This window comes from Streptomyces sp. NPDC001443, from assembly GCF_053597355.1.
This window is the reverse complement of the sequence record NZ_JBSFIA010000016.1, coordinates 69,362-89,962: the sequence shown is the minus strand read 5'-3', so window position 1 is coordinate 89,962 and position 20,601 is coordinate 69,362. Positions and strand designations below refer to the sequence as shown.

Genomic DNA, 20,601 nt, shown 5'->3' with positions numbered 1-20,601 from the left:
CAGTCAAAGAATTGTCATGGATACAATTTCGGCCCATGGCAGCCCCGCGCTACAAAGCACTCGTCGACGCACTCGCCTCCGACATCCGAAGGGGGCGACTCGCGGCGGGCGCCAAGTTGCCGACCCACCGCGCGCTGGCCGCCCGCGAGGGCGTCGCGGTGGTGACCGCGACGCGGGTGTACGCCGAGCTGGAGGCCATGGGACTGGTCAGCCGGGAGCAGGGCCGCGGCACGTTCGTGCGCGACCTCGCGGTTCCCCCCGGCCAGGGCATCGACCAGCAGGTCGTCGCCACGGACGCGGTCGACCTCAATTTCAACTATCCGTCGCTGCCCGGCCAGTCCGGTCTCCTGCGCCAGACCCTGCGGGAAGTGGCCGTCTCCAGTGATCTCGACTCGCTGCTGCGCTATCAGCCGCACCCGGGCCGCCCCCAGGACAGGGCCTCGATCGGACGGCACCTGCGCCGCCGGGGGATCCCCGCTGACGCGGACCGCGTCCTTGTCGTCAACGGTGCGCAGCACGGCCTGGCCGTCACGGCCATGGCCATGCTCGACGCCGGCGACGTCGTCGCGGTCGACGCGCTCACCTATCCCGGCTTCAAGGTGCTCGCGCACACCTTGCGCCTCGGCCTGGAGCCTGTCCCCACCACCATCGGCGGGCCAGACCTCGACGCCTTGGAGAAGCTGTGCGCCACCCGGCCGGTGCGCGCGGTGTACACCATGCCGACGCTGCACAATCCCCTGGGCTGGGTCATGCCGGAGGCCGACCGCGTACGGCTGATCAGGATCGCCCGACAGCACGGCGTACTCGTCATCGAGGACGCGTCGTACGCCTACCTGGTCGAGAACCCGCCGCCGCCGCTGGTGGCGGTCGCACCGGACATCACCGTCTACGTCTCCGGGCTGTCCAAGAGCGTCGCCACGGGCCTGCGGGTCGGCTTCGTCCTCGCCCCGCCGAGCGCGGTACCGCTGCTCGAACGCGCGATCCGGGCGACCACCTGGAACACCCCGGCCCTGACCACGGCGATCGCCTGCCGCTGGCTCGATGACGGCACCGTGGACGAGTTGGAGGCGCGGAAGCGAGAGGACGCCAAGGCCCGCCAGGCCCTCGCCGTGCAAGAACTGGCAGGGCTGACGCCGGTCGGCCATCCCGCGTCCTACTTCACCTGGGTACCGCTGCCCGACAACGCACGCGCCGACCGCCTGACCGCCACCCTCGCGCGTCACCGCATCTCGGTCACCACGGCGGAGCCGTTCACCACCTCGGCCCACGCGCCGCAGGCGATTCGCCTCGCCCTGGGCTCGGCCGACCTGCGCAGCCTCCGATCGACGCTGCGCACGGTACGGCGTCTTGCCCTCGAGGACGCATTCACCTGAACCACGCGTTGCCGCAATCGCCGACCTCCCCACCCCGGCAGGACCCGGCACCGGCCCCTGGAAGTCCAGCCGCCGAGCCTGTCACCGCTCCCCCGGCTCGTGCGCACAGCGGATCCGGGTGGCTCGGTGTCCCGGTCAGGGAGGCGTGGTTCAGTTTCGCCGCTTGGCGCTGTCGTCGGCGAGGCGGGCCTCGAAGCCGTCGAGGAGGGACCGAAGACCGAACTCGAAGGTGCTGTCGGGCGCTGCGGTGTACTCCATGGCGGCAGTGGTGTCGAGGCGTTCACGCAGACGCGGGAATCGCATGGCGGTCTCGGTGGCGCTTGTCATGGCGTCGGCCATCAGTTGCTCGGCGTCCGCGCCGTTCTTGCCCAGCCGGCGGTTCAGCGAGACCTGTGCGGCAGGGCCGAGTGCGCTGCCGAGCACGAAGGTGAACACGGTGGCGGCCGCCCGGTCCGCGTCGTCGGAGGCGAAGCCCGCCTTCTCGTAGACGGCCAGGCCGAGGTCGTTGTTCCGGGCCTGGCCGGGGCCGTGCAGGAGGTGGCTGCCGAACGCCTGGACGAGCCAGGGGTGTCGGGTGAGCATCGCGTGCATGCCGGCGGCATGGGCCGCGGCGGCCGTGCGCCAGTCGGTGGTGCCGAGGTCGGGCAGCTCGACCTCGTGCCAGATCGCGTCGCCGGCGAGTCGGACCAGGTCGTCCTTGGTCTTGATGTGCCAGTAGACGGCCGTGGCTGCCGAGCCGAGCCGTTTCGCCAGGCTCCGCATGTTGAGGCCGTCCAGTCCCTCGTCGTCGAGCAGCTCGATGGCCGCACGGACGATCCGGTCTGCGGTCAGGGTGTCTCTCGGCATGACCACCACTCTAATTGAACTTAGTTCATTAAGCCCTTGCACTTTGCTCAAGTCGCCCCCTAGGCTGCGTCTCGTACTTAGTTCAAGTACCTGAGGGGGAGACAATGCTGCGGGACAAGCTCCAGGAGTTCATCAAGACGCAGGCCACTGACCTCGGCGTTCCCGGTGTCGCCGTCGGGGTGCTCGTGGACGGCGAGGAGATCCACGTCTCGCACGGGGTGACAAGCGTCAGCAACCCCCTGCCGGTCGACGAGAACACGCTGTTCCCTCTGGCGTCGGTGTCCAAGACCTTCACGGCGACTGCGCTGATGCGCCTGGTCGCCGAGGGGAAGGTGGACCTGGACGCACCGGTACGACGCTACGTGCCCGAGCTGGAGCTCGCCGACGAGCGGGCCGCGGCCCGGATCACCGTCCTGAACCTGCTCAACCACACCGCGGGCCTGGACTGGAACCTCATCGACGACGGCGAGGGCGACCGCTCCCTGGCCGGGCTCGTGGCGAAGCTGCCCCGGCTGCCGCTGATCGCACCGCCCGGGTCCCGCGCCTCGTACAGCCAGGCCGGTTACAACCTGGCCGGGCGGATCGTCGAGAAGGTCACGGGTCTGCCCTTCGAGCAGGCCATGGCGTCGCTCGTCCTGGAGCCGGTGGGCCTCAAGGACACCGTGTACGGACTGTCCGAGGTGATGGTCCGCAAGTTCGCCGTGGGCTACAACCGCGGCGACGACGGCGAACTGCGCCCCGCCCGGCCCTGGGCGGCGTTCAGGGAGGGCGCGCGCGCCGACAACCCCGGCGGCGGCCTCGCCTCCTCGGTGAGCGATCTGCTGCGCTGGGCACGCTTCCAACTCGGCGACGGCGAAGGCGTGCTGCCGACCGCAGAGCTGCACCGGATGCGGGAGCGGACGGTCGGGCTGCGCGCCAGCGCGCTCGGCGACGGCTTCGGCATCTGCTGGTTCCTGCACGACCTGGACGGCCTGCTCGGGATCGGCCACGGCGGCTCGGGCAACGGTCAGTTCGCCGAGCTGCTCATCGTGCCCGAGCGCAACTTCGCGGTGGTCTCCCTGGCCAACGCCGGCCCGGACGGCTACCCCTTCAACCAGTCCGTCGTGCGGTGGGCCCTGGAGAACTGCCTCGGCGTCGTCGAGCAGACGGCGCAGCCGGTCCCGTACGACAAAGGACGGGCCCAACAGGTCGCCGGCCGCTACGAGATCGACGCCATGAACCTCGACATCGCCACCGACGGCACCCGTCTCACCCTGGCGGTCGGCATCAAGCCGGAGATCCGCGAGGCATCGGACGAGGAGATGCCCCCGGACTACCCGGCCGCGGAGATCGGCTTCGTTCCCGGCGACGGCGACGAGTACATCGTCACCGAAGGCGGCCTCGAAGGGCAGCGCGGCTATTTCTCCCGCGACACCGACGGCGCGGTCACCGGGGTCGACCTCGCCGGCCGGCTCTTCAGCCGAGTCACGCAAGCACTCTGACCCAACGCCGGCAGGGGGCCGACCCGAGCGGCAGCCCCTGCCTGCAACGCGAACCGGAGCCAGCCGACTCTCGCACTCCGGCTGCAGATCGCGGTCTTCATGCCTGGGCGGCCGGCCGCTGATGGCGGACGGTCCGGGACCGGGCCTGGTCGCGGCGTCGCCGATGGGACCGATCGAACCGGTGGGCCGTGCCGTGCACGGCCCAGCCTTCTCCCCGGGCAGGGGCGGGATCGGTCAGCGGTCGAGGTCGATCGTGAAGCGTCTGATACCCATGCCGATCGTGTCGGCGTGGACCTGGCCCCGCGCCCGGTCGAACACCCCGGTGCCGCCGGTGATCGCGTTGTCGAACGACGGCGGAGGGCCCGGGACGAGATTGCCGAAGACCATCCCCTGCACGGTGAGCTGCCCGCCGAGGAGGTTGTAGTTCACGTTGCACACCTCCGCTCCACCGTTGTCGACCCGGGTGGTGGTGCAGGTACCGGCGGTGTCGCCGACCTGGTTGCCGTTCAGGTCGAAGAGGTCCGAGCGGAAGACGGTCCGGTCACCCTGGGCGGGGCTGCCGCCAGGGTTCACGGGGAAGCGCGTCTGCTGCACGAGATGGCCGATGAGCGTGATGACCCGGTCCTTGCCCGTGGCGGGGTCGAATGCGGTGTCCGTCGCGGCCGCCGCGAGAGGGGCGCAGGCGAGAAGGCCGGCCAGCGCGGTGGCCGTGCCGAGGCAGGCTGCCCTGATGGGGCGCATCGTGTGGCTCCTGAGGTAGATGTTCGTGGACGGTCAGGTGCGGCATATTCATAACCTCGGCCCCGCCGCCGCCCGGAGCGTCCCGGCGCGACCCACCGGCAGATCCGACCGGTCGGACCAACCCGGGCCCGCATTTCCGGACCCACACACCACAGGACGGGTATCAGGACGCGTCGCGCGGATCGCCACCACGACCACATCGATCTCAGGGCTGTGCCGCCCGAAGCCGACTCACGGTTCCAGCTCGATGCCGAAGGCGGCCTCACCGATGCCGAACAGAGGGTCTGTCCCGGCTTCCTGGATCCGCTGGAGGACGAGCGGATCCCTTTCCGTCGCTGCCAGTCGCTCCAGCGCCTGACGGAACCGCGCCGAAGTCTCCGGAACTCCCGCGGGGAGCGCGATGCGCTCGGCCGAGCTCAGCTCTCGGAGCGACGCGTGCTCCAGCACACTCAGAAGGACGAAGGCCGCGGCTCTCACCTGGGGAATCGGTGACCTCAACCGCGTGTAATAGCCGGGCAGTCCTGCGCGCACGGCCTCCACCGTGCGTTCCCGCAGGACCTCCCCCTGACAGCACTCACCCATCGTGGCCGAGAAGCCACCGGCGAAGTGCGCCAGGAGCGTCAGGGCGATTGCCTGGGGTGCTGTCCGGTTCGAGTCACAGATCATGACAAGGAAGGGCGTCATCAACTCGGCCGACCGCAGATACGTGTCGGAGTGGTCGTGCCGGGCCATCTCGTGGAGCTCCTCCCCCCACCAGCGTGCCGACACCGGATCGGCCGCACACGACAAGCCGTGCAGCAGCCGGGGAATCAGTACCCCCGAGCCGGGAATGTGGTGGGGGCCCCCGCACACACCCGCCCAATCGATTTCACGGAGGCGTCCCCCGAAGAGGTCCGTGCCGCCGGGTTGGCCTGCGGAGTCAGGAGTATCGCCCATGGAGTCGGCGAGGTACTCGAGAATCTCGTCCGTGGTCTTGATCCAGACGTAGGGCCTGGGGTTGGTGTTCCGGCCGGCGATCCAGGCTTCGACATCCCTCTCGAGGGTGTTCTCGGGCGTGTGTACGCCTCGCCCTGTGCGCCTGGTGGTGCGCGCGGCGAACCAGCGCTCCGCCATGCTGAGCCACGACGAGCTGGTGGGTGTGACGTGCAGGTGGAACCGATAGTGGTACAGCGGCCACGTCTTGATGCGTCGGACCTCGTGGGGAGCGCGATCGTCCAGCACCACGTGGATGTGCAATCCGAGTGGAACTTCGCGGTCGATTCTGCTCAGGAACTCCCTCAGGTCCTCGGCTCGACGCCGGCGATGCCGGAAGCCGCGGACCGTTCTCGTGACGCCGCCCAGGGCGGCGAACGGTGTCGTGGCGCCGACCGGCACGTCGTCGTGCCCGATGCGGTGGGAACCCCCGGTCGGCGTCGACCGCGAGCGGTCGGGGGACCGGAGCTCGCTCGCTTCGACCACGCCGAAGACGAGCACCCGCTCGGGCGGATCGAGATACAGACCGACGAGGTCGTGGATCTTGTCGACGAAGTACGGGTCCAGCTGAGGGGTCAGCGCCCTCTCCAGCCGGCGAGTGCCATGCCTCAACGCGCTCTCCCGGGTCCGTGAGCACCGCGGTGACCTGCTCACCGTCGGCCGATGCGGGTCCCCCGGTCGTGGCGGGTCGCCCGGACCGGTGATCCTCTGCTCGATGGTGACGGCAGGAACGCCCGAAGTCCCGGAATTTTCGCCGGCGGTCATCGCCGACCGAACCCGGCCCTCGTCGCCAGAGACGGTGACCGTGATGCCCCGTTCCCCGACAGGGCCTCACAGCATCGCGGGGCGAAGCCCCGGCCTCACCGCGCGGGCGAGAACGCCTGCACCTTCACGCCGGTGTCGCAGATGCGCACGGCCGCCTTCTTCCCGCTCGCGGTCGTGAAAGCAGGGGTGAGGGCCCGGGATTCGCCGGGCGGGACGAGATCGAGGCCGGTGACCGGCTCGCACTCGTCGAGGCCGGCGAAGCTGAGCGCGGCCGAAGCGGAATCGCCCGGAGCGAGGGTGATCTTCGCGGCCCCGGTGGCCGGCCCGGCCCAGTCCACCGGCAGCTCGGTCCGGCCGGTCTCGGTCTTGAAGAGGAGGGAGGGGAAGCCGCGTACCGTGCAGGAGCCGGTGCCGTCGTTGGTGATCACGACCGAGGCCAGGCCCTGACCGGTACTGCGTGCCACGGCCGCCAGGTTCTCCGTACGGCAGTGGTCGGCGGCGGGCGTGGGGAGCGCGTCGGCTCCGAGGAGCACCCCGGCGGGCGGGGAGGACTCCCCGCCACTGCCCCCACTGCCGTCCCCCTCCCCGGAGGCCCGGCCCCCGTCGGCGCTCGACGAGCCGCCGCTCTCCGCCCCGCCCCTGGCCACGGTGCTCGACGAGCCCGAGCCCGCACCCGAGCCGCTTCCAGCTTCTTGGTCGGCACCGGACGACGAGCACCCGGCCGCGCCGGCGAGGAGCAGGACCGTGACTGCGGCGATCAATGGTCGGTGCATGGCTCCTGCTGGTTGTTCGAACGGCATCACAGCCCCCGGTACTGCACATGTGAGGGTATTGCATAGAATCCGTGGCGATCATGTCAATCGGCGCTGCGCAGGGCACGCCCCAGGGATAAGGCGCGCCGGTGCACTCGAGTGACAACAACACGGCCGCCAGCGGCATGCGTCGCAGGCGGTTCCTGGGCGCGGGGGCCGTCACACTGGGCGGCGCGGGTGCGGCGGCCGCCGGGCAGTTGGCCGCCGGCAGCGCCTCGGCGTCGGTGCGCGGGGCGACCGCCGCGGCCGGTGCCGGTGCGTCGGTGAGCGGCACGGTCTTCAAGCTGGGCGTCGCCTCCGGCGATCCGCTGCCCACCGCGATCGTGCTGTGGACCAGGGTGGTGCCGGCCCAGCAGGGCAGCTCCGGCATCCTGGCTCCCACCGTCGCGGTGAGCTGGGAGCTCGCCTCGGACAGCGGTTTCACCAAGGTCGTCAAGAGCGGTACGGCCACGGCGACCAGCAGCCTCGGCTACAGCGTCCACGTGGACGTCACGGGCCTGACCCCGGCCACCGACTACTGGTACCGGTTCAAGGCGCTGGGCCGCACCTCCATCACCGGCCGGACCCGCACCGCGCCCGCCGCCGGTGACACTCCGAAGAACCTCCGGATCGCGCTGGCCTCCTGCCAGAACTGGCAGCACGGCTACTTCACCGCCTACCGGGACATGCTCGAACAGCAGCCGGACCTCGTACTGTTCGTCGGCGACTACATCTACGAGAGCTCGGCCTACTCCTATCGCGTACGCCGGCACGAAGGCGTGGGCCAGCCCGTCACGCTCGCCCAGTACCGTGCCCGTCACGAGCAGTACAACACCGACCCGGACCTCCAGGCGATGCGCGCCGCGGCACCCTTCGTCGTCGTCTTCGACGACCACGAGGTGGAGCAGAACTGGGCCGGTGACGTGGCGGACGACCCCGTCGCCTGGCCCACCGCGAAATTCCTGGCCCGCCGGGCGGCCGCCTTCCAGGCCTTCTACGAGCACATGCCGATCCGTGCCGCGCAGAAGCCCAGCGGCCCGGATGTGCTGATCTACCGCTCGCTCGACTTCGGCCCCCTGGCCCGGCTGCATGTCCTGGACACCCGGCAGTACCGCGACGACCAGGCGACCACCGCCGCCGGGGCCAAGAAGGACGGCCGGGTCATCATGGGCGACACTCAGCGGAACTGGCTGGTGAACAGCATGCGCACCTCCGGCGCGCGCTGGAACCTGGTCGCCTCCCAGGTGATGATGGCCGAGTGCGACTTCCTCGCGGGTGCGGGCAAGCAGTGGTCGTACGACGCCTGGGACGGCTACCAGAAGGAACGTGCCTCCCTGCTCGCCGAGTTCCAGAAGGTCCGCAACCCCGTGGTGCTCTCCGGCGACAAGCACCGCACCGTCGTCAGTGACCTCAAGCTGGACTACGCCGACCCGAAGTCGGCCGTGGTCGGCGCGGAGTTCGTCGGCACGTCGATCTCCAGCAGCGGGGACGAGGACCTGGTGGCCTTCGCCGCCGAGTGGGCGCCCAAGCTGGCGGACAACCCGCACTGGAAGATGATCGACGCCCGGCGCGGCTATCTGCTCCTCGACATCACCGAGGACCGTATCGAGGCACGACTGCGGACCATCTCCACCGTGCTGACCAGGAACGGCACGACCACCACGGCGGCGACCTTCCGGGTGGAGAACGGTGTGCCGGGCGTGTACCAGGTCGGCGTCCAGACCGAGCCCTCTCCGAGTACGAGCGCGAGTACGGAGGAGTCCGCAGGACCGGCGCACACCGCCACCCCGACGGACACTGCCACACCGACGCAGTCGGCCGAGCCGACGGAGCCGACGGAGCCGGTCACGGATCCGGCCGCGACGACCGCGCCCCCGTCGCCCTCCGTCACGCAGTCCCCTGACGACGCCGCCACCGACGTCGCCACCACCGACGTGTCCGCCACCCCCTGACCTTCCGGGAGAGTACGTGTTCACCATCCGCCCCCGGCGGCGCGACCGGAGCACCGGACGCCGGCGCTCCCCCGGTATGAAGGCATCGGTACTGGCCGCCACGGCGGCGGTGCTCACGACAGGCGTCTTCGTGCTGCTGCCCACCCACGCGGACGCCACCGCCCCGGTGCGCGGTGACTTCGACAGGGACGGCACGTCCGACCTGATCTACCGCAATGTCGCGGGCCAGTTGTACCTCGACACGGGTTCGGCCGAGGTCATGGTCCTCGACTCGGACGTCGCCAAGGTCAAGGACGTACTGACCCCGGGCGACCTCGACCAGGACGGCTTCCAGGATGTGCTGACCCTCAGCGCGAGCGGGGTGCTGTACTTCCATTCCGGCCTCTACGCACGCAGCCCCGGCGGCCTGGGCTCGTACAGTACGGTCGCGTCCGGCTGGCAGATCTACAACAAGGTCGTCGCACCCGGGGACCTCAACGGCGACGGCAAGGCGGACCTGCTGGCCCGTACTCCGGCCGGCTCGCTCTACTACTACCCCGGCAAGGGCACCGGTGCCTTCGGCACCCGCGTGCTGGTCGGCACGGGCTGGCAGCAGTACGACGAGCTGATCGGCGCCGGTGACCTGACCGGCGACGGCGTCGGCGACCTCCTGGCCCGCACTCCGGCAGGGGTCCTCTACCGCTACCCCGGCAAGAAGGGGGGCACCTTCGGCACCCGGGTCAAGGACCCGAAGACCGACTGGGCGTCGTACAATCAGATCATCGGCGGCGGCGACTGGGACGGCAACGGCAAGACCGACCTGCTGGCCAGGGACTTCTCCGGCGCCCTGTGGTTCTACGCGGGCGACGGCAAGGGCGGCTTCGGCACCCGGTCCGCCCGCAGCAAGGGCTGGGGCGAGGTCACGCAGTTCGCGGGAGCCGGCAACAACCCGCACTACGGCAAGTTCGGGACCATGGCCCGTACGACGGCCGGGAGCCTCTACAGCTACGAGGTCACCGGCACCGGCACGCTGACCGGTAAGGCTCTGGTCGGTGACGCCTGGCCGTCGGCGACCACCCGCCTCGCGTACGCCTCCTCGCTCCGGCAGAACGGCCTCGCCGACCTGGTCGTCCAGTCCGTCAGCAGCGGCAGGCTGACCAACCCGGCGTTCTACGCTCTCTCGGACCCCCAACTCGCCACCGGCTCCACCTCCTACAACCGGGTTCTCGGTCCGGGCGATCTCACCGGCGACGGCAAGGGCGACCTGCTGGCCGTGAGCACCTCCGGCACGCTCTACCTCTACGCGGGCGACAACTCCGGCACCAACGTGGGCTCCCGCGTCACCGTCAGCACCGGCTGGCAGCGCTACAACGCCGTCGTCGGCGCGGGCGACTTCACCGGCGACGGCCGTCCCGACCTGATGGCCCGGGACACCTCCGGCGTCCTGTGGCGCTACGCCGGCACCGGCAGCGCGTCCGCCCCCTTCTCGGCCCGGGTGAAGGTGGGCACCGGCTGGCAGCAGTACAAGAAGGTGTTCTCACCCGGCGACGCCAACGGCGACGGCAAGGCCGACCTCATGGCCACGAACTCCTCCGGCGCCCTGTACTTCTACGCCGGTACCGGCACCGGCGGCTTCAAGAGCCGCGTCACCAAGGCCACCAGCGGCTGGAGCACCTGGGCCGACCTGCTGTGAGCTCTGCCCTGCCGGGCTCTCTCCCCCGGGACCCGGCCCGCCGGGCCGCCTCGCACAGGCCACGCAGGAACCCGTTTGGCGAACCACGGCGGCCTCTGATAATTTCGCGGAGGCCGTGCGAGAGAACAAGGAGGTGGTACCCGTGAACACAGTATCGACATGGGTGCTCTCCTCCGGGGTCACGGTCGGGCGATAGGTCGTCGTCCGGGAGCGCCGTTCCAGTGCACTCCCGAAAGGCACGACCATGCAATTCACTTCCGAACAGCGTCTCGACGACGGCGTACTCGAGCGCAAGTTCACCCTTGACGAGATTCCCGGCATCCTGTGGACGCCTGAATCCGCATCTGCGTCCGCACCGGTCCCGCTGATCCTGCTCGGCCACCCCCCGCTCGGGCTGCAGAGGATGTATCCCCGGCTGGTGGCCCGGGCCCAGCAGGCCACGGCAGACGGCTTCGCCGCGGCCACCATCGAGCTCCCCGGCAGCGGTGAACGGCCCCGTTGGGCCGCCGTCGACCAGGCCCGCGCCGACCTGCGCCGGGCGATGGAAGCCGGCACGCCGGTCAGCGACGAGATCATCGACGCCCTCGTCCTCCCGCTCGTCGACAAGGCGGTCCCGGAATGGCAGGCCGCCATGGACGCCCTTCTGTCGCTGCCCGAGATCGGCGGCCCGGTCGGGTACTCGGGCGGAGTGATCTCCATCGGCGTCCGCCTCGCGGCGGTCGAGCCGCGCGTCGTGGCCGCCGGCCTCTTCGCCGGGAGTCTCGTGCCGCGCGTCATGTTCGAGGAGGCCCGCCAGGTCACCATTCCGCTGCACGTCCTGCTGCAGTGGGACGACGAAGGCAATGACCGGCAGGCGGCTCTGGACCTGTTCGACGCCTTCGGCTCCAAGGAGAAGACGCTCCACGCCAACATGGGCGGCCACACCGGCGTCCCGCGGTTCGCAGGGGAGGACGCGGCCAGGTTCTTCGCCCGGCACCTGAAGTAGGACCGGACCACGCGGCCACCGGCAGACGGCAGGCCGCGTCGACCGGGATGCTGCCCGTCGAGGGCAGCATCCCGGCACTCCACGGAATTCGGTCCGGCCCGTCGGCAACGTGAGCGCCCACTCAGCTACGGGCCGGGCCGCTCCCCCTGGCAACCACTGGACGGCGTCAGCTGCTTCGTGGCGACCTGGACACCCTGAAGCGTCGGCCTCAGTGACAACCGGTCGACCGTGGCCGGCCTGGACCCCCCACCCCCGGCTCGAATCCGCTGCCGATCAGGCGGACTTGTGGCGGGCGCCGCCCTCGATGTGGATCGTCTCGCCGGAGACGAAGCCCGCGCGCAGGAGCCACATCACCGTGTCGACGACGTCGTCGGCCTCACCGTGGCGTCCGACGAAGGTCCCGTCCGCGCTCTTGCCCAGCAAGGCGGACTTCTTGTCACCGAGGCGGTCCCACGCGCCCGAGTCCACTACACCGGGCGAGACGGCGTTGACCCGTACCGGCGCCAGGTCCGCCGCCAGGTGGCGCGCGGCGTACTCGACCGCACCGTTCGTGACACCCTTGACGAGCGATCCCCGCCCGGGGCGCCAGCCGACCACGCCGGAGAACAGCACCATCGACCCGGTCGGCCGCAGGACCGACGCGAAGTGCTTGGCCACCAGCATCGGGCCGATCACCTTCGCCGTGAACGCGGCCAGCAGCTTGTCGCGATCCAGCTCGGTGGCGCGCACGTCGTGCGGCGCCGAACCCGTCGTCACGATGTGGTCGATACCGTCCTTCAGCCGTTCCGCCGCGGCCGCGAGCGTCGACTCGTCCTGCAGATCGACCCGCACCGCTGTGGCGCCGATCTCGCTCGCCAGCGCGTCGGCCGCGGCCGGATCGCGGGCACCGACGACGACGTCGTACCCGTCCTTCGCCGCACGCCTCGCGACGGCCGCGCCGAGCGCCCGGGCACCACCGATGACCAAAATGCGTTCCATGTGTCCCGACTCCCTCTCGTAGGATCGGGCACCACGGTATGGATTTGATACCGGTATCTTCAACGAAACTGGGAGCGGCCATGGGCAAGGCGTACAACGTGATGGCGGCGACCTGCCCGAGCCGTACGGTGCTGCACCGTATCGGCGCCCGCTGGACCGTGTTCGTCGTCAACGCCCTCGACGACGGACCTCGCCGCTTCGGTGAACTGAAGGGGCACATCCAGGGCATCACTCCCAAGGTCCTCACCGAGACCCTGCGCTCTCTGGAAGCCGACGGTCTGATCAGCCGCCACGATCACGAAGAGAACCCGCCCCGCGTCGAGTACGCCCTGACACCGCTGGGCCGCTCACTGCTCATCCCCCTGCGCGCCGTACGGCTCTGGGCCGAAGAGCACGTCCCGGACATCGAGGCGGCCCGATCCCGCCGGCCGACTCCCTGACCCTCGACCTCCTCTTCCTCTTGAAGGAGGGGCGCCTACGGCTCGCGCCGCAGGGGGCGTCACAGGAAAAAACTCGCTCGCCCTGCTCACGTCCAGGACGAGACCCTGCGGGCATGGAGTTCCTCTGCTACCACCGCGACCGGCCCGGCTCCCTGCCGCTGCGCGCCGAACTGCTCGAAGATCACTGGTCGTACATGGACCGGTACGCGAAGGAGATGATCGCCCGGGGCCCGACCCTCGCCGACGACGGCGACGCCCCCACCGGAAGCGTGCACATCGTCGACCTGCCGGATCCCGCCGCCGCCCGCGCGTTCGCCTTCGACGAGCCGAACTACCAGGCGGGCGCGTACCGGGACGTGCTGCTGCGACGGTGGCGCAACACGCTGGGGCGCACCATGTGGGACTTCCCGGGCGGCCGGAACGGCGGCAACCGGTATCTGGTGCTCGGCTTCGGCGCGGGACAGGCCACCGACCTCGCGCTGCCGCCCGACCGGGACGAGCTGATCGCCTACGGTCCGCTGCTGTCCGACGACGGCACCACCTGGCTGGGCACGGCGGTGCTGCTGCGGGCACCGGACCCGCAGACGGCACGTGCCGTCCTGACCCCGGACCGGTACGCCGACATCGAGGTGCACAACTGGCAGTTCGGCGGGCGGCCCACCTAGACGAGGACGCCCGGGCCGACGTCACCACCGAGATCCGCTGGGCCCGCCCTTCGGGCGGACGACGTTACTTTCGAAACACGCCCTAGTGGTGCCGGGTGGGGCGGTCGGGCCACCGCCGGCATCAGGTGGCCGCCCCGGCGGGGGCTCTTCTCGCCGCGTAGACCAGTCGCACGAAAGCCGACGAGCCGGTGGGCGGCATCAGCACGATCAGCACCGGCGATGCCACCACGCCAGCCGCGGATCCGCCATGGGCTCGTGATGCGTTCGCCCGAGCAGCACCTCGTCCAGGCGTTCGACCGGTACCCGCAGTTCGGCGGCGGCTCTCGGCGGCAGCATGGACAAGGCGTCCTGCAGCTTGTCCCGGGCCCAGCCCTCGCCGCAGCACGGGCAGGTGAACTCGGTCTCCCACCGCCTCCACCGGCGTTCGGTGCCGTGGACGCGGACCGACCACACGCTCAGCGCGGCAGACACGATGCCCGGCGTCAGCCGGTCCCGCTCGAGCACGCGGACGGCCGCATTCGCCGCTCCCGAAAGGCCGGGAACATCGCGGTAACGCACCCAGGAGTTCCTGCCGCCACGTTGCCGCGGCCGCAGTGAAGCGGGCGTTCTACGCGGCACGGTCCCTTCGAACATCGATCATGGACGGCATCCTCCCACAGCCGGGACCGGCCGGACCGCGCCCAGGACCAGTTCCCCCCGGGTGTGCCTCCCTTCGTCGTCTGTTCGTGCAACCGCCCGCCTTCTTCTCGCGTCGGTCAGTATGATCATCCGATGCGAGCGTGGGCTCGTGACCGTTGGGGGGCGGGTATGGACGTCGACAACGCCGTTGCGCACAGAGGGTCTTGGCGGTGGATGCGGGTCGCGGCCTCGGTCGCCGCGTCGGCCCTGGTGCTCGGCGGCTGCGGTTTCGCAGACCATGGCAAGGCAGCCGCGCCGAACACTTCGGCGCCTTCGGGGTCCGCCGCCGCGACCGCGTCCGGCTCCCCCTCGGGCGCCGAGTCCGCGAGCTCCGCCAAGGGTGATGCGCCGTCATCGACCCCGTTCCGGGCGGACCCGGGCAAGGTGCCCAGGACCAGGAGCCGGGCCGAGGCGCTGGCCGCGGTCGTGGCGTTGCGACCGCAGGGGTGGGGCTCGGACTTCCGGGCGCAGCGGCCTGCCGTGAGCACTCCGGGCACCGTCGCCGTGCTGGACCGGCAGTGCCGGTGGGAGCGGCACGAGCTGCCCCACGGCGTCCTGGCCTCCCTCTCCCGCTACAGCGGGATTCCCGCCGCCGACGGCAGGGGTGAGCTCAAGGTGAGCGCGGCGGTCACCGTGCACACCACCGTCCTCGACGCCGACGAGCAGCTTGCCACCACGTTGGAGGAGCCGCTGCGGTGCCGGCAGCAGGAGGTCCGGACGGACGAGTGGATCTCCGGACTCATGTCGACCGCCACTCCCTACGGCCAGGGCAACAACGACTACGCCGACGACCAGGTCGTGGAGATCGGCAAATACCTCATCGGGAAGGGCCAGCAGACCTATGCCTGGTACGTCACCCGGCTCGGCACGGTGACCCTGTCGGTGTCGGTGAAGGGCGCGAAGGGCTACTCGGACAACGAGTTGACCACGTACGCGTCGAACGCCAACGCCGCGATGCTCACCCGTCTGGAGTCCGAGCTCGGAGGTGACAGCTGATGGAGCCGCTGCGTTCGTCGGATCCCGCGCGTATCGCGGACCATCGTCTGCTCGGGCGGCTGGGCGCCGGAGGCATGGGCGTGGTGTACCTGGCACGCTCGCCCGGCGGCGCACTGGTGGCCCTGAAGGTGCTGCTCGCCGAGTACGCGGAGGAGCCGGGCTTCAAGGAGCGGTTCCGCCGCGAGGTCGAGGTCGCCCGGCGGGTCGACAGCCCCTGGGTGGTGCCGCTGGTGGACGCCGACCCGGACGCCGAGGCTCCGTGGCTGGCGACGGCGTTCGTGCCCGGACCGTCGCTGGCCGAGGCGGTGACCGCGTACGGGCCACTGTCCGAGCGCGGGCTGCGGCTGCTCGGCGCCCGGCTGGCCGAGGCGCTGGGCGAGGTGCACCGGGCCGGGCTGGTCCACCGGGACCTGAAGCCGGGCAATGTGCTGCTCGCCCATGACGGGCCGCGGCTCATCGACTTCGGCATCGCCCGCGCGCCGGAGGACCGGACGCTCACGGCGACCGGGGTCGTGGTCGGCACACCCGGCTATCTCTCTCCCGAGCAGGCCGAAGGGCGGGGCGGGGACGGCATCGGCCCCGCGAGCGACGTGTTCTCCCTCGGCTGTGCCCTGGCGTTCGCGGCGACCGGCCGGGCGCCGTTCGGCAGCGGAGCGGTCGACGCCCTGCTGTTCCGGGCCGTCCACGACCCGGCGGACCTCGAAGGTGTACCGGCATGGTTGCACCAGGTGCTGGACCGCTGTCTGGCGAAGGATCCCGCCCGGCGGCCGGACGCCGGCGAGCTGGTGCGGGAGCTGACGGCCGACGGCGCCGCCCGGAGCGAAGGCGCTTCCGGGGCCGGACCACAGGGCGAAGGGACGGACGGGTGGCTGCCCGAGCCGGTCGACCGGCTGATCGCCGAGCGCTCGGCCGCCGCGCTCGCGCTGCCGGACATCGAGCACACGCTGGCACCGTCCGACGCACCGGTCGCTCCCGACCTGGCGGAGCCCGACACGCGTGAGACGCCCGGGCCGGCAAAGGCGGAGGACTCCCGCCCGGCCGGCCGGCGGCGTTTCCTGCTCCTCGCCGGCGGGGCCGCGGCGCTGGCGGCGGGCGGGGGCGGCGCCTGGTGGGCGGCCACCCGCGACAACGGCCCGGACGGCGGCAGCACCGCGCCCCCGCGCCGGCCGGTGCACACCCTCGCGCTGCACGGCGACCTCAGTGGCCCGCACCGGGAGACGGGCCGGGCCCAGGAGCGCGGACTGCGGCTCGCGGTCGAGGAGTTCAACGCGCGCGGTGACGCCCCGTTCACCGTGCAGGTCAAGACGGTCGACGACGCGGGTGATCCGGTGGCCTCGGCCCGGCTCGCCGCCCGGCTCACCGACACGCCGTCGGTCCTCGGCGTGGTCGGCCCGACCACCGACGAGACCGCGCAGGCGGCGCTCGCGAAGTACGATGCCGGGCTGCTGCCGGTCATCGGCGTGTCACCCGGCGCGACCGCCCTGTCCTACCAGGGGTTCCGCTCGTTCCTCAGCGCACGGCTGCCCGACGCCGTGCTGCCCGTCTATGCGTGCAACTACCTGCGGGGCACGGCGCGATCACGCAAGATCGGTATCGTCGTCGACCGCCCGGCCGGCGCTTACGGGACGACGCTGGCCAGTTCCCTCGCCAACTACGCCGACAGCATCGCGTACCCGTCCGTACCGGACGTGGTGAGCGCGATGCGCCACGACTTCGGCGGCGCGGTGGACACAGTGCTCTCCGCCGGCGCCGATTCCGTGTTCTTCGCCGGTCTGCCCGACCGGGCGGCGCTGATCGCCGCGACGCTCCGGGAACGCGCCTTCACGGGTGCGCGGGTGTCGGGCCCGGCGCTGCTGGACGAACAGTTCCTGAAGCAGGCGCGGGAAGGGGCCGAGGGCTGGACGATGGTGGCCACGGTCGTCGACGCGAGCCGCAAACCCGAGGCGCGGAAGTTCGCCGCCGCCTACCGCGCGCGCTTCAAGGAGGCACCGCCCCGGTACGCGGCGGAGGCCTACGACGTGACCGGGATGCTGCTCAAGGCGCTGGCCGGGCTGCCCTCGAAGAGCCGCACCCGGCAGAACCTGCTCGCGGCCGTCCGGAGCGGGAAGTACACGGGCATCACGAAGTCGTTCGCCTTCGACAAGTACGGCGCAACGGTCATCGACGGCACCGGCGGTTTCCTCTGGCGGGTGGCCGACGGCGCCTTCGTGTACGACGGCCCCGCGCCGCTGACCGTCTGATGGAGCCGCTGCGGGCCGGCGACCCGTCCCGGATCGGGCGTTACCGTCTGCTGCGGCGGCTGGGCGCCGGCGGCATGGGGGTGGTCTTCCTGGCCCGGGCGCCGGGCGGGGCGATCGCCGCGCTGAAGACGGTCCGCTCCTCGTACGCCGACGAGAGCGGATTCCGGGCCCGTTTCCGCCGTGAGATCGAGGCCGCCCGGCAGGTCGGCAGCCGCTGGGTGGTCCCGCTGCTGGACGCGGACGCCGACGCGGAGACACCGTGGCTGGCGACGTCGTACGTGCCGGGACCCTCGCTCGCCGAGGCGGTGGACACCTTCGGGCCGCTGCCGCCCGCTTCCGTACGGCTGCTGGGCGTGCGGCTCGCGGAGGCGCTGGAGGCGGTGCACGGGGCCGGTCTCGTCCACCGCGACGTGAAGCCGGGGAACATCCTGCTGGCCCCGGACGGGCCGCGGCTCATCGACTTCGGCATCGCCCGCGCGCCGGATGCCACCGCGCTCACCTCCAGCGGGGTGATCGTCGGCTCCCCCGGCTTCCTGTCGCCCGAGCAGGCGCGGGCGCGGGGCGGCGGGATCGGCCCGCCCAGCGACGTGTTCTCGCTGGGCTGCGTGCTGGCGTTCGCCGCGACCGGGGTACGGCCGTTCGGCGGCGGCGCGGCGGCGGGAGTGCTGCTGCGCACGGTGTACGAGGAGCCCGATCCGGCGGCGCTCCCGGACGCTCTGGCCCCCCTGCTGAGAGCCTGCCTGCACAAGGATCCGGCCGGCCGGCCGGGCCTCGCGCGCCTGCGTGCGACGCTCGTGGAGGCAACGGCCGCCGACTCCGCCGAGCCGTCCGGCTGGCTGCCCGCGCCGGTCACCCGGCTGATCAACGACCGGTCCGCCGCCGTGCTCACCATCGGTGCGATCGAGCCGACCCAGGTGTCCGCGTCGGGCACTGCGGACACGGCGGACACGGCGGGCACTGCGGGCACTGTGGGCACTGCGGACACGGCGGGCGAGGCGTCGCCGGAGGCCGTGACGAGGACGGCCGTCACCGCCACCCGCCCCACCGCGGGCGCCCTCGGCCGACGCGGCTTCCTGCGCCTCGGCTCGACGGCGGGGCTCCTCGCGGCGGGAGGTGGCGGGGCCTGGTGGTGGAGCACCCGGACGAGTCCGGGGCCGGCCGCACCGTCCGGGAGCGGTCGTCCACGCCCGGAACTGGTCGTGGCGTTCCACGGCGACCTGACCGGCACGGACAAGGCGAGCGGGAGGGCCCAGCTCAACGGCGCCCGGCTGGCCGTCGAACACATCGACGCGCACGGCGACCGCCCCTTGCGGCTGAAGCTGCGGACGTACGACGACGGCGGCGACACCGGGCGTGCCCAGGAGCTGGCCGACCGGCTGGCGAAGGACGCGGAGGTGCTCGCCGTACTGGGCCCCACGACCGACGCCTGCTTCAGCGCCACCGAGAGGACCTACACCGAAGCGGTGATGCCCGTGGTGTCCGTCTCGGTGGGCGCCAACACCACGAGTTCCACGTTCGGCTCGAAGACCTTCCACTGCCATGCGGCACTGCACGTCACGTACGACCTTCTCGCCGCTCCCTGCATCCGCTACCTCAGCGACCACGTCGACGCCCGCCGTGTGCACCTCGTGGACGACCGGGCGCAGGGCGACTTCGCCTGGACCGTGTGCGACAGGGCCGAGCGGGCGCTGCGCCAGGGCGGCCGGGACACCACGGTGACCCGGGTGGCCGCCGGACGGATCGACTACGCGGCCCTCGCCGCCGAGGTGCGGTCCGCCCGCGCGGACGCGGTCGTCTTCACCGGCGACGCGGCCCGGGCCGCCGGGCTCGCGTCGGCGCTGGCCGCCGCCCGGTTCACCGGCACCCGGATGGCGACGGAACGCGCCCTCGACCCAAGGTTCCTGAGATCGGCCGGTGCCTCGGCGAAGGGCTGGGTCTTCGCCACCGGCTTCACCGACCCGACGGCCCGCACCTCCGCCCGCGCGTTCACGGCCGCCTACCGCGCCCGCTTCGGCACCGCGCCCGGGTGGTACGCGGCGGAGGCCTACGACGCCGTGATGTTCCTGGCCCAGGTCTGTGACAAGGACGGCACCGCGCTGAGGGAGCGGGGCGCGATCGCCCGCCGGATGCCCGAAGTCACGTATTCCGGCATCACCCGTACGGTCGAGTACGAGTCGGGGTACGGCTACAACCACGCGGCGATGTTCGAGTTCCAGGTCGTCGACGGCGCGTTCCGGTACCTGGGGCAGTACCAGGAGGCCGCGGTGTCGTGACGGGCATGGTCCAGTCATCCGCAGGCAGCCCCGGTGGTCGCGCGGGGCGCGCCGCCGGTCCGAGGGCGGATGGCCGAGCGGTCCGGCGGCGGGGAAGCACGCGCCGGGTGATCGTCGTCGATCAGTGCGAGGCGGTCAGGGCAGCCAGGTGGTCGTCCAGGAGCTCGACCTGCCGCCGGGGCGGGAATTCCGCCGGGTCGAGCAGTGCCTGGACCACGAGGCCGAGGACGAAGGCCTGAGCCCCGGCCGCGATTTGGGCGGGGTCGCCGGGAGGCAGTTCGCCGAGCTCCTGGGCCGCGGTCACCCGCTCGGTCAGCCGGTCCCTGCCTTTCGCGTACTTGCGGGCGTAGTCGGTGCTCAGGGCGGGGTCGGAGAGCGCGGTGTCCCAGGAGGAGACCCAGATGCGGTTGCTGTCGGTGGCCTCGGGGGTCAGCGGCAGGATGTCCAGCAACGCGTCCCTGAGGGCGGCCAGACCTTCGCCCGTGTGGCGGCGGGGGCGGGAGACGGTGCGCTGTTCGAGCAGGTCGAGGGCGTACTCCACCAGGGCCTGCTTGGTGGGGAAGTAGTGCGTGAGCAGGCCGGTGGTCGCGCCGAGTTCGGCGGCGACGGCGCGCAGGGTCAGGCCGGCGAAGCCGCGGGTGGCCATGACCTGCCAGACCGCCGCGGAGACGTCGCGTCGGCGGGCCTCGTGATCTCCCTTGGTGCGTGGCATGCCGCCACGGTACATTGCCGTAACGCTTGTTATGGAAATGG

17 protein-coding genes are annotated in these 20,601 nt (G+C 71.6%); 10 read left to right on the top strand and 7 right to left on the bottom strand.

The features are described from left to right. The first annotated feature begins 35 nt into the window (after positions 1 to 35). A complete protein-coding gene (locus tag ACWC24_RS18670) occupies positions 36 to 1,373 on the top strand; it encodes an aminotransferase-like domain-containing protein (protein ID WP_450663918.1) in 1,338 nt (445 codons plus the stop codon). A 150-nt stretch (positions 1,374 to 1,523) separates the two neighbouring features. Here the strand turns inward: ACWC24_RS18670 and ACWC24_RS18665 are convergent, their stop codons facing one another. Further along, entirely contained in the window at positions 1,524 to 2,219 is a 696-nt protein-coding gene (locus tag ACWC24_RS18665; RefSeq protein ID WP_450663917.1) for a TetR/AcrR family transcriptional regulator, read from the bottom strand. A 104-nt stretch (positions 2,220 to 2,323) separates the two neighbouring features. Here ACWC24_RS18665 and ACWC24_RS18660 point away from each other — a divergent pair, with 104 nt between their 5' ends. Next, the gene (locus ACWC24_RS18660) at positions 2,324 to 3,700 is read left to right on the top strand and encodes a serine hydrolase domain-containing protein (RefSeq protein WP_450663916.1); all 1,377 of its coding nucleotides are present in this window, start codon (positions 2,324 to 2,326) and stop codon (positions 3,698 to 3,700) included. Between the two features lie 234 nt (positions 3,701 to 3,934). Here the strand turns inward: ACWC24_RS18660 and ACWC24_RS18655 are convergent, their stop codons facing one another. From ACWC24_RS18655 to ACWC24_RS18645, 3 genes are all read right to left on the bottom strand, one after another. After that, complete coding sequence (locus tag ACWC24_RS18655; RefSeq protein ID WP_450663915.1) at positions 3,935 to 4,441, bottom strand: allene oxide cyclase barrel-like domain-containing protein; 507 nt, start codon at positions 4,439 to 4,441, stop codon at positions 3,935 to 3,937. 231 nt (positions 4,442 to 4,672) lie between these two features. Next, positions 4,673 to 5,914 (bottom strand): transposase, encoded by a 1,242-nt coding sequence (locus tag ACWC24_RS18650; protein WP_450663914.1) that lies wholly within the window; start codon positions 5,912 to 5,914, stop codon positions 4,673 to 4,675. A 359-nt stretch (positions 5,915 to 6,273) separates the two neighbouring features. Continuing rightward, entirely contained in the window at positions 6,274 to 6,951 is a 678-nt protein-coding gene (locus ACWC24_RS18645; protein ID WP_450663913.1) for a DUF4232 domain-containing protein, read from the bottom strand. Between the two features lie 164 nt (positions 6,952 to 7,115). On the opposite strand from ACWC24_RS18645, the gene ACWC24_RS18640 reads away from it, so the two are divergent. From ACWC24_RS18640 to ACWC24_RS18630, 3 genes are all read left to right on the top strand, one after another. Next, entirely contained in the window at positions 7,116 to 8,921 is a 1,806-nt protein-coding gene (locus ACWC24_RS18640) for an alkaline phosphatase D family protein (protein ID WP_450663984.1), read from the top strand. 16 nt (positions 8,922 to 8,937) lie between these two features. After that, the gene (locus ACWC24_RS18635) at positions 8,938 to 10,593 is read left to right on the top strand and encodes an FG-GAP repeat domain-containing protein (RefSeq protein ID WP_450663912.1); all 1,656 of its coding nucleotides are present in this window, start codon (positions 8,938 to 8,940) and stop codon (positions 10,591 to 10,593) included. 244 nt (positions 10,594 to 10,837) lie between these two features. Beyond that, entirely contained in the window at positions 10,838 to 11,578 is a 741-nt protein-coding gene (locus tag ACWC24_RS18630; RefSeq protein WP_450663911.1) for an alpha/beta hydrolase, read from the top strand. A gap of 273 nt (positions 11,579 to 11,851) precedes the next feature. Here the strand turns inward: ACWC24_RS18630 and ACWC24_RS18625 are convergent, their stop codons facing one another. After that, positions 11,852 to 12,556 (bottom strand): SDR family NAD(P)-dependent oxidoreductase, encoded by a 705-nt coding sequence (locus ACWC24_RS18625; protein ID WP_450663910.1) that lies wholly within the window; start codon positions 12,554 to 12,556, stop codon positions 11,852 to 11,854. An 80-nt stretch (positions 12,557 to 12,636) separates the two neighbouring features. Between ACWC24_RS18625 and ACWC24_RS18620 the strand changes: the two genes are divergently transcribed. Together ACWC24_RS18620 and ACWC24_RS18615 are read left to right on the top strand one after the other, a co-directional pair. After that, positions 12,637 to 12,996, top strand: coding sequence for a winged helix-turn-helix transcriptional regulator (locus tag ACWC24_RS18620; RefSeq protein ID WP_450663909.1), 360 nt, complete (start codon positions 12,637 to 12,639; stop codon positions 12,994 to 12,996). 113 nt (positions 12,997 to 13,109) lie between these two features. After that, a complete protein-coding gene (locus tag ACWC24_RS18615) occupies positions 13,110 to 13,661 on the top strand; it encodes a YciI family protein (protein WP_450663908.1) in 552 nt (183 codons plus the stop codon). Between the two features lie 207 nt (positions 13,662 to 13,868). On the opposite strand, the gene ACWC24_RS18610 is transcribed toward ACWC24_RS18615, so the two are convergent. Further along, positions 13,869 to 14,294 carry a hypothetical protein gene (locus ACWC24_RS18610; RefSeq protein ID WP_450663907.1) on the bottom strand — a complete coding sequence of 142 codons (426 nt, stop codon included), beginning with the start codon at positions 14,292 to 14,294 and terminating at the stop codon, positions 13,869 to 13,871. 174 nt (positions 14,295 to 14,468) lie between these two features. Here ACWC24_RS18610 and ACWC24_RS18605 point away from each other — a divergent pair, with 174 nt between their 5' ends. The 3 genes from ACWC24_RS18605 to ACWC24_RS18595 are packed head-to-tail and all read left to right on the top strand — an operon-like array spanning position 14,469 to position 19,848. Then, positions 14,469 to 15,335 carry a hypothetical protein gene (locus ACWC24_RS18605; protein ID WP_450663906.1) on the top strand — a complete coding sequence of 289 codons (867 nt, stop codon included), beginning with the start codon at positions 14,469 to 14,471 and terminating at the stop codon, positions 15,333 to 15,335. Continuing rightward, positions 15,335 to 17,575, top strand: a complete 2,241-nt coding sequence (locus ACWC24_RS18600; RefSeq protein WP_450663905.1) for a bifunctional serine/threonine-protein kinase/ABC transporter substrate-binding protein — start codon at positions 15,335 to 15,337, stop codon at positions 17,573 to 17,575. Before ACWC24_RS18605 ends, ACWC24_RS18600 begins: the two co-directional genes overlap by 1 nt. After that, positions 17,575 to 19,848, top strand: coding sequence for a bifunctional serine/threonine-protein kinase/ABC transporter substrate-binding protein (locus ACWC24_RS18595; protein WP_450663904.1), 2,274 nt, complete (start codon positions 17,575 to 17,577; stop codon positions 19,846 to 19,848). Before ACWC24_RS18600 ends, ACWC24_RS18595 begins: the two co-directional genes overlap by 1 nt. Positions 19,849 to 19,969: 121 nt before the next feature. Here ACWC24_RS18595 and ACWC24_RS18590 read toward each other — a convergent pair whose 3' ends face one another. Next, entirely contained in the window at positions 19,970 to 20,560 is a 591-nt protein-coding gene (locus tag ACWC24_RS18590) for a TetR/AcrR family transcriptional regulator (RefSeq protein ID WP_450663903.1), read from the bottom strand. Positions 20,561 to 20,601: the final 41 nt, after the last annotated feature.

Bases quoted from the DNA above. Each gene is read 5' to 3' on its own strand.
- ACWC24_RS18620 (WP_450663909.1), top strand. From the start codon at position 12,637: ATGGGCAAGGCGTACAACGTGATGGCGGCGACCTGCCCGAGCCGTACG.
- ACWC24_RS18640 (WP_450663984.1), top strand. From the start codon at position 7,116: ATGCGTCGCAGGCGGTTCCTGGGCGCGGGGGCCGTCACACTGGGCGGC.
- ACWC24_RS18660 (WP_450663916.1), top strand. From the start codon at position 2,324: ATGCTGCGGGACAAGCTCCAGGAGTTCATCAAGACGCAGGCCACTGAC.
- ACWC24_RS18670 (WP_450663918.1), top strand. From the start codon at position 36: ATGGCAGCCCCGCGCTACAAAGCACTCGTCGACGCACTCGCCTCCGAC.
- ACWC24_RS18595 (WP_450663904.1), top strand. From the start codon at position 17,575: ATGGAGCCGCTGCGGGCCGGCGACCCGTCCCGGATCGGGCGTTACCGT.
- ACWC24_RS18665 (WP_450663917.1), bottom strand. From the start codon at position 2,219: ATGCCGAGAGACACCCTGACCGCAGACCGGATCGTCCGTGCGGCCATC.
- ACWC24_RS18645 (WP_450663913.1), bottom strand. From the start codon at position 6,951: ATGCACCGACCATTGATCGCCGCAGTCACGGTCCTGCTCCTCGCCGGC.
- ACWC24_RS18630 (WP_450663911.1), top strand. From the start codon at position 10,838: ATGCAATTCACTTCCGAACAGCGTCTCGACGACGGCGTACTCGAGCGC.
- ACWC24_RS18615 (WP_450663908.1), top strand. From the start codon at position 13,110: ATGGAGTTCCTCTGCTACCACCGCGACCGGCCCGGCTCCCTGCCGCTG.
- ACWC24_RS18655 (WP_450663915.1), bottom strand. From the start codon at position 4,441: ATGCGCCCCATCAGGGCAGCCTGCCTCGGCACGGCCACCGCGCTGGCC.
- ACWC24_RS18600 (WP_450663905.1), top strand. From the start codon at position 15,335: ATGGAGCCGCTGCGTTCGTCGGATCCCGCGCGTATCGCGGACCATCGT.
- ACWC24_RS18625 (WP_450663910.1), bottom strand. From the start codon at position 12,556: ATGGAACGCATTTTGGTCATCGGTGGTGCCCGGGCGCTCGGCGCGGCC.
- ACWC24_RS18590 (WP_450663903.1), bottom strand. From the start codon at position 20,560: ATGCCACGCACCAAGGGAGATCACGAGGCCCGCCGACGCGACGTCTCC.
- ACWC24_RS18610 (WP_450663907.1), bottom strand. From the start codon at position 14,294: ATGTTCGAAGGGACCGTGCCGCGTAGAACGCCCGCTTCACTGCGGCCG.
- ACWC24_RS18605 (WP_450663906.1), top strand. From the start codon at position 14,469: ATGGACGTCGACAACGCCGTTGCGCACAGAGGGTCTTGGCGGTGGATG.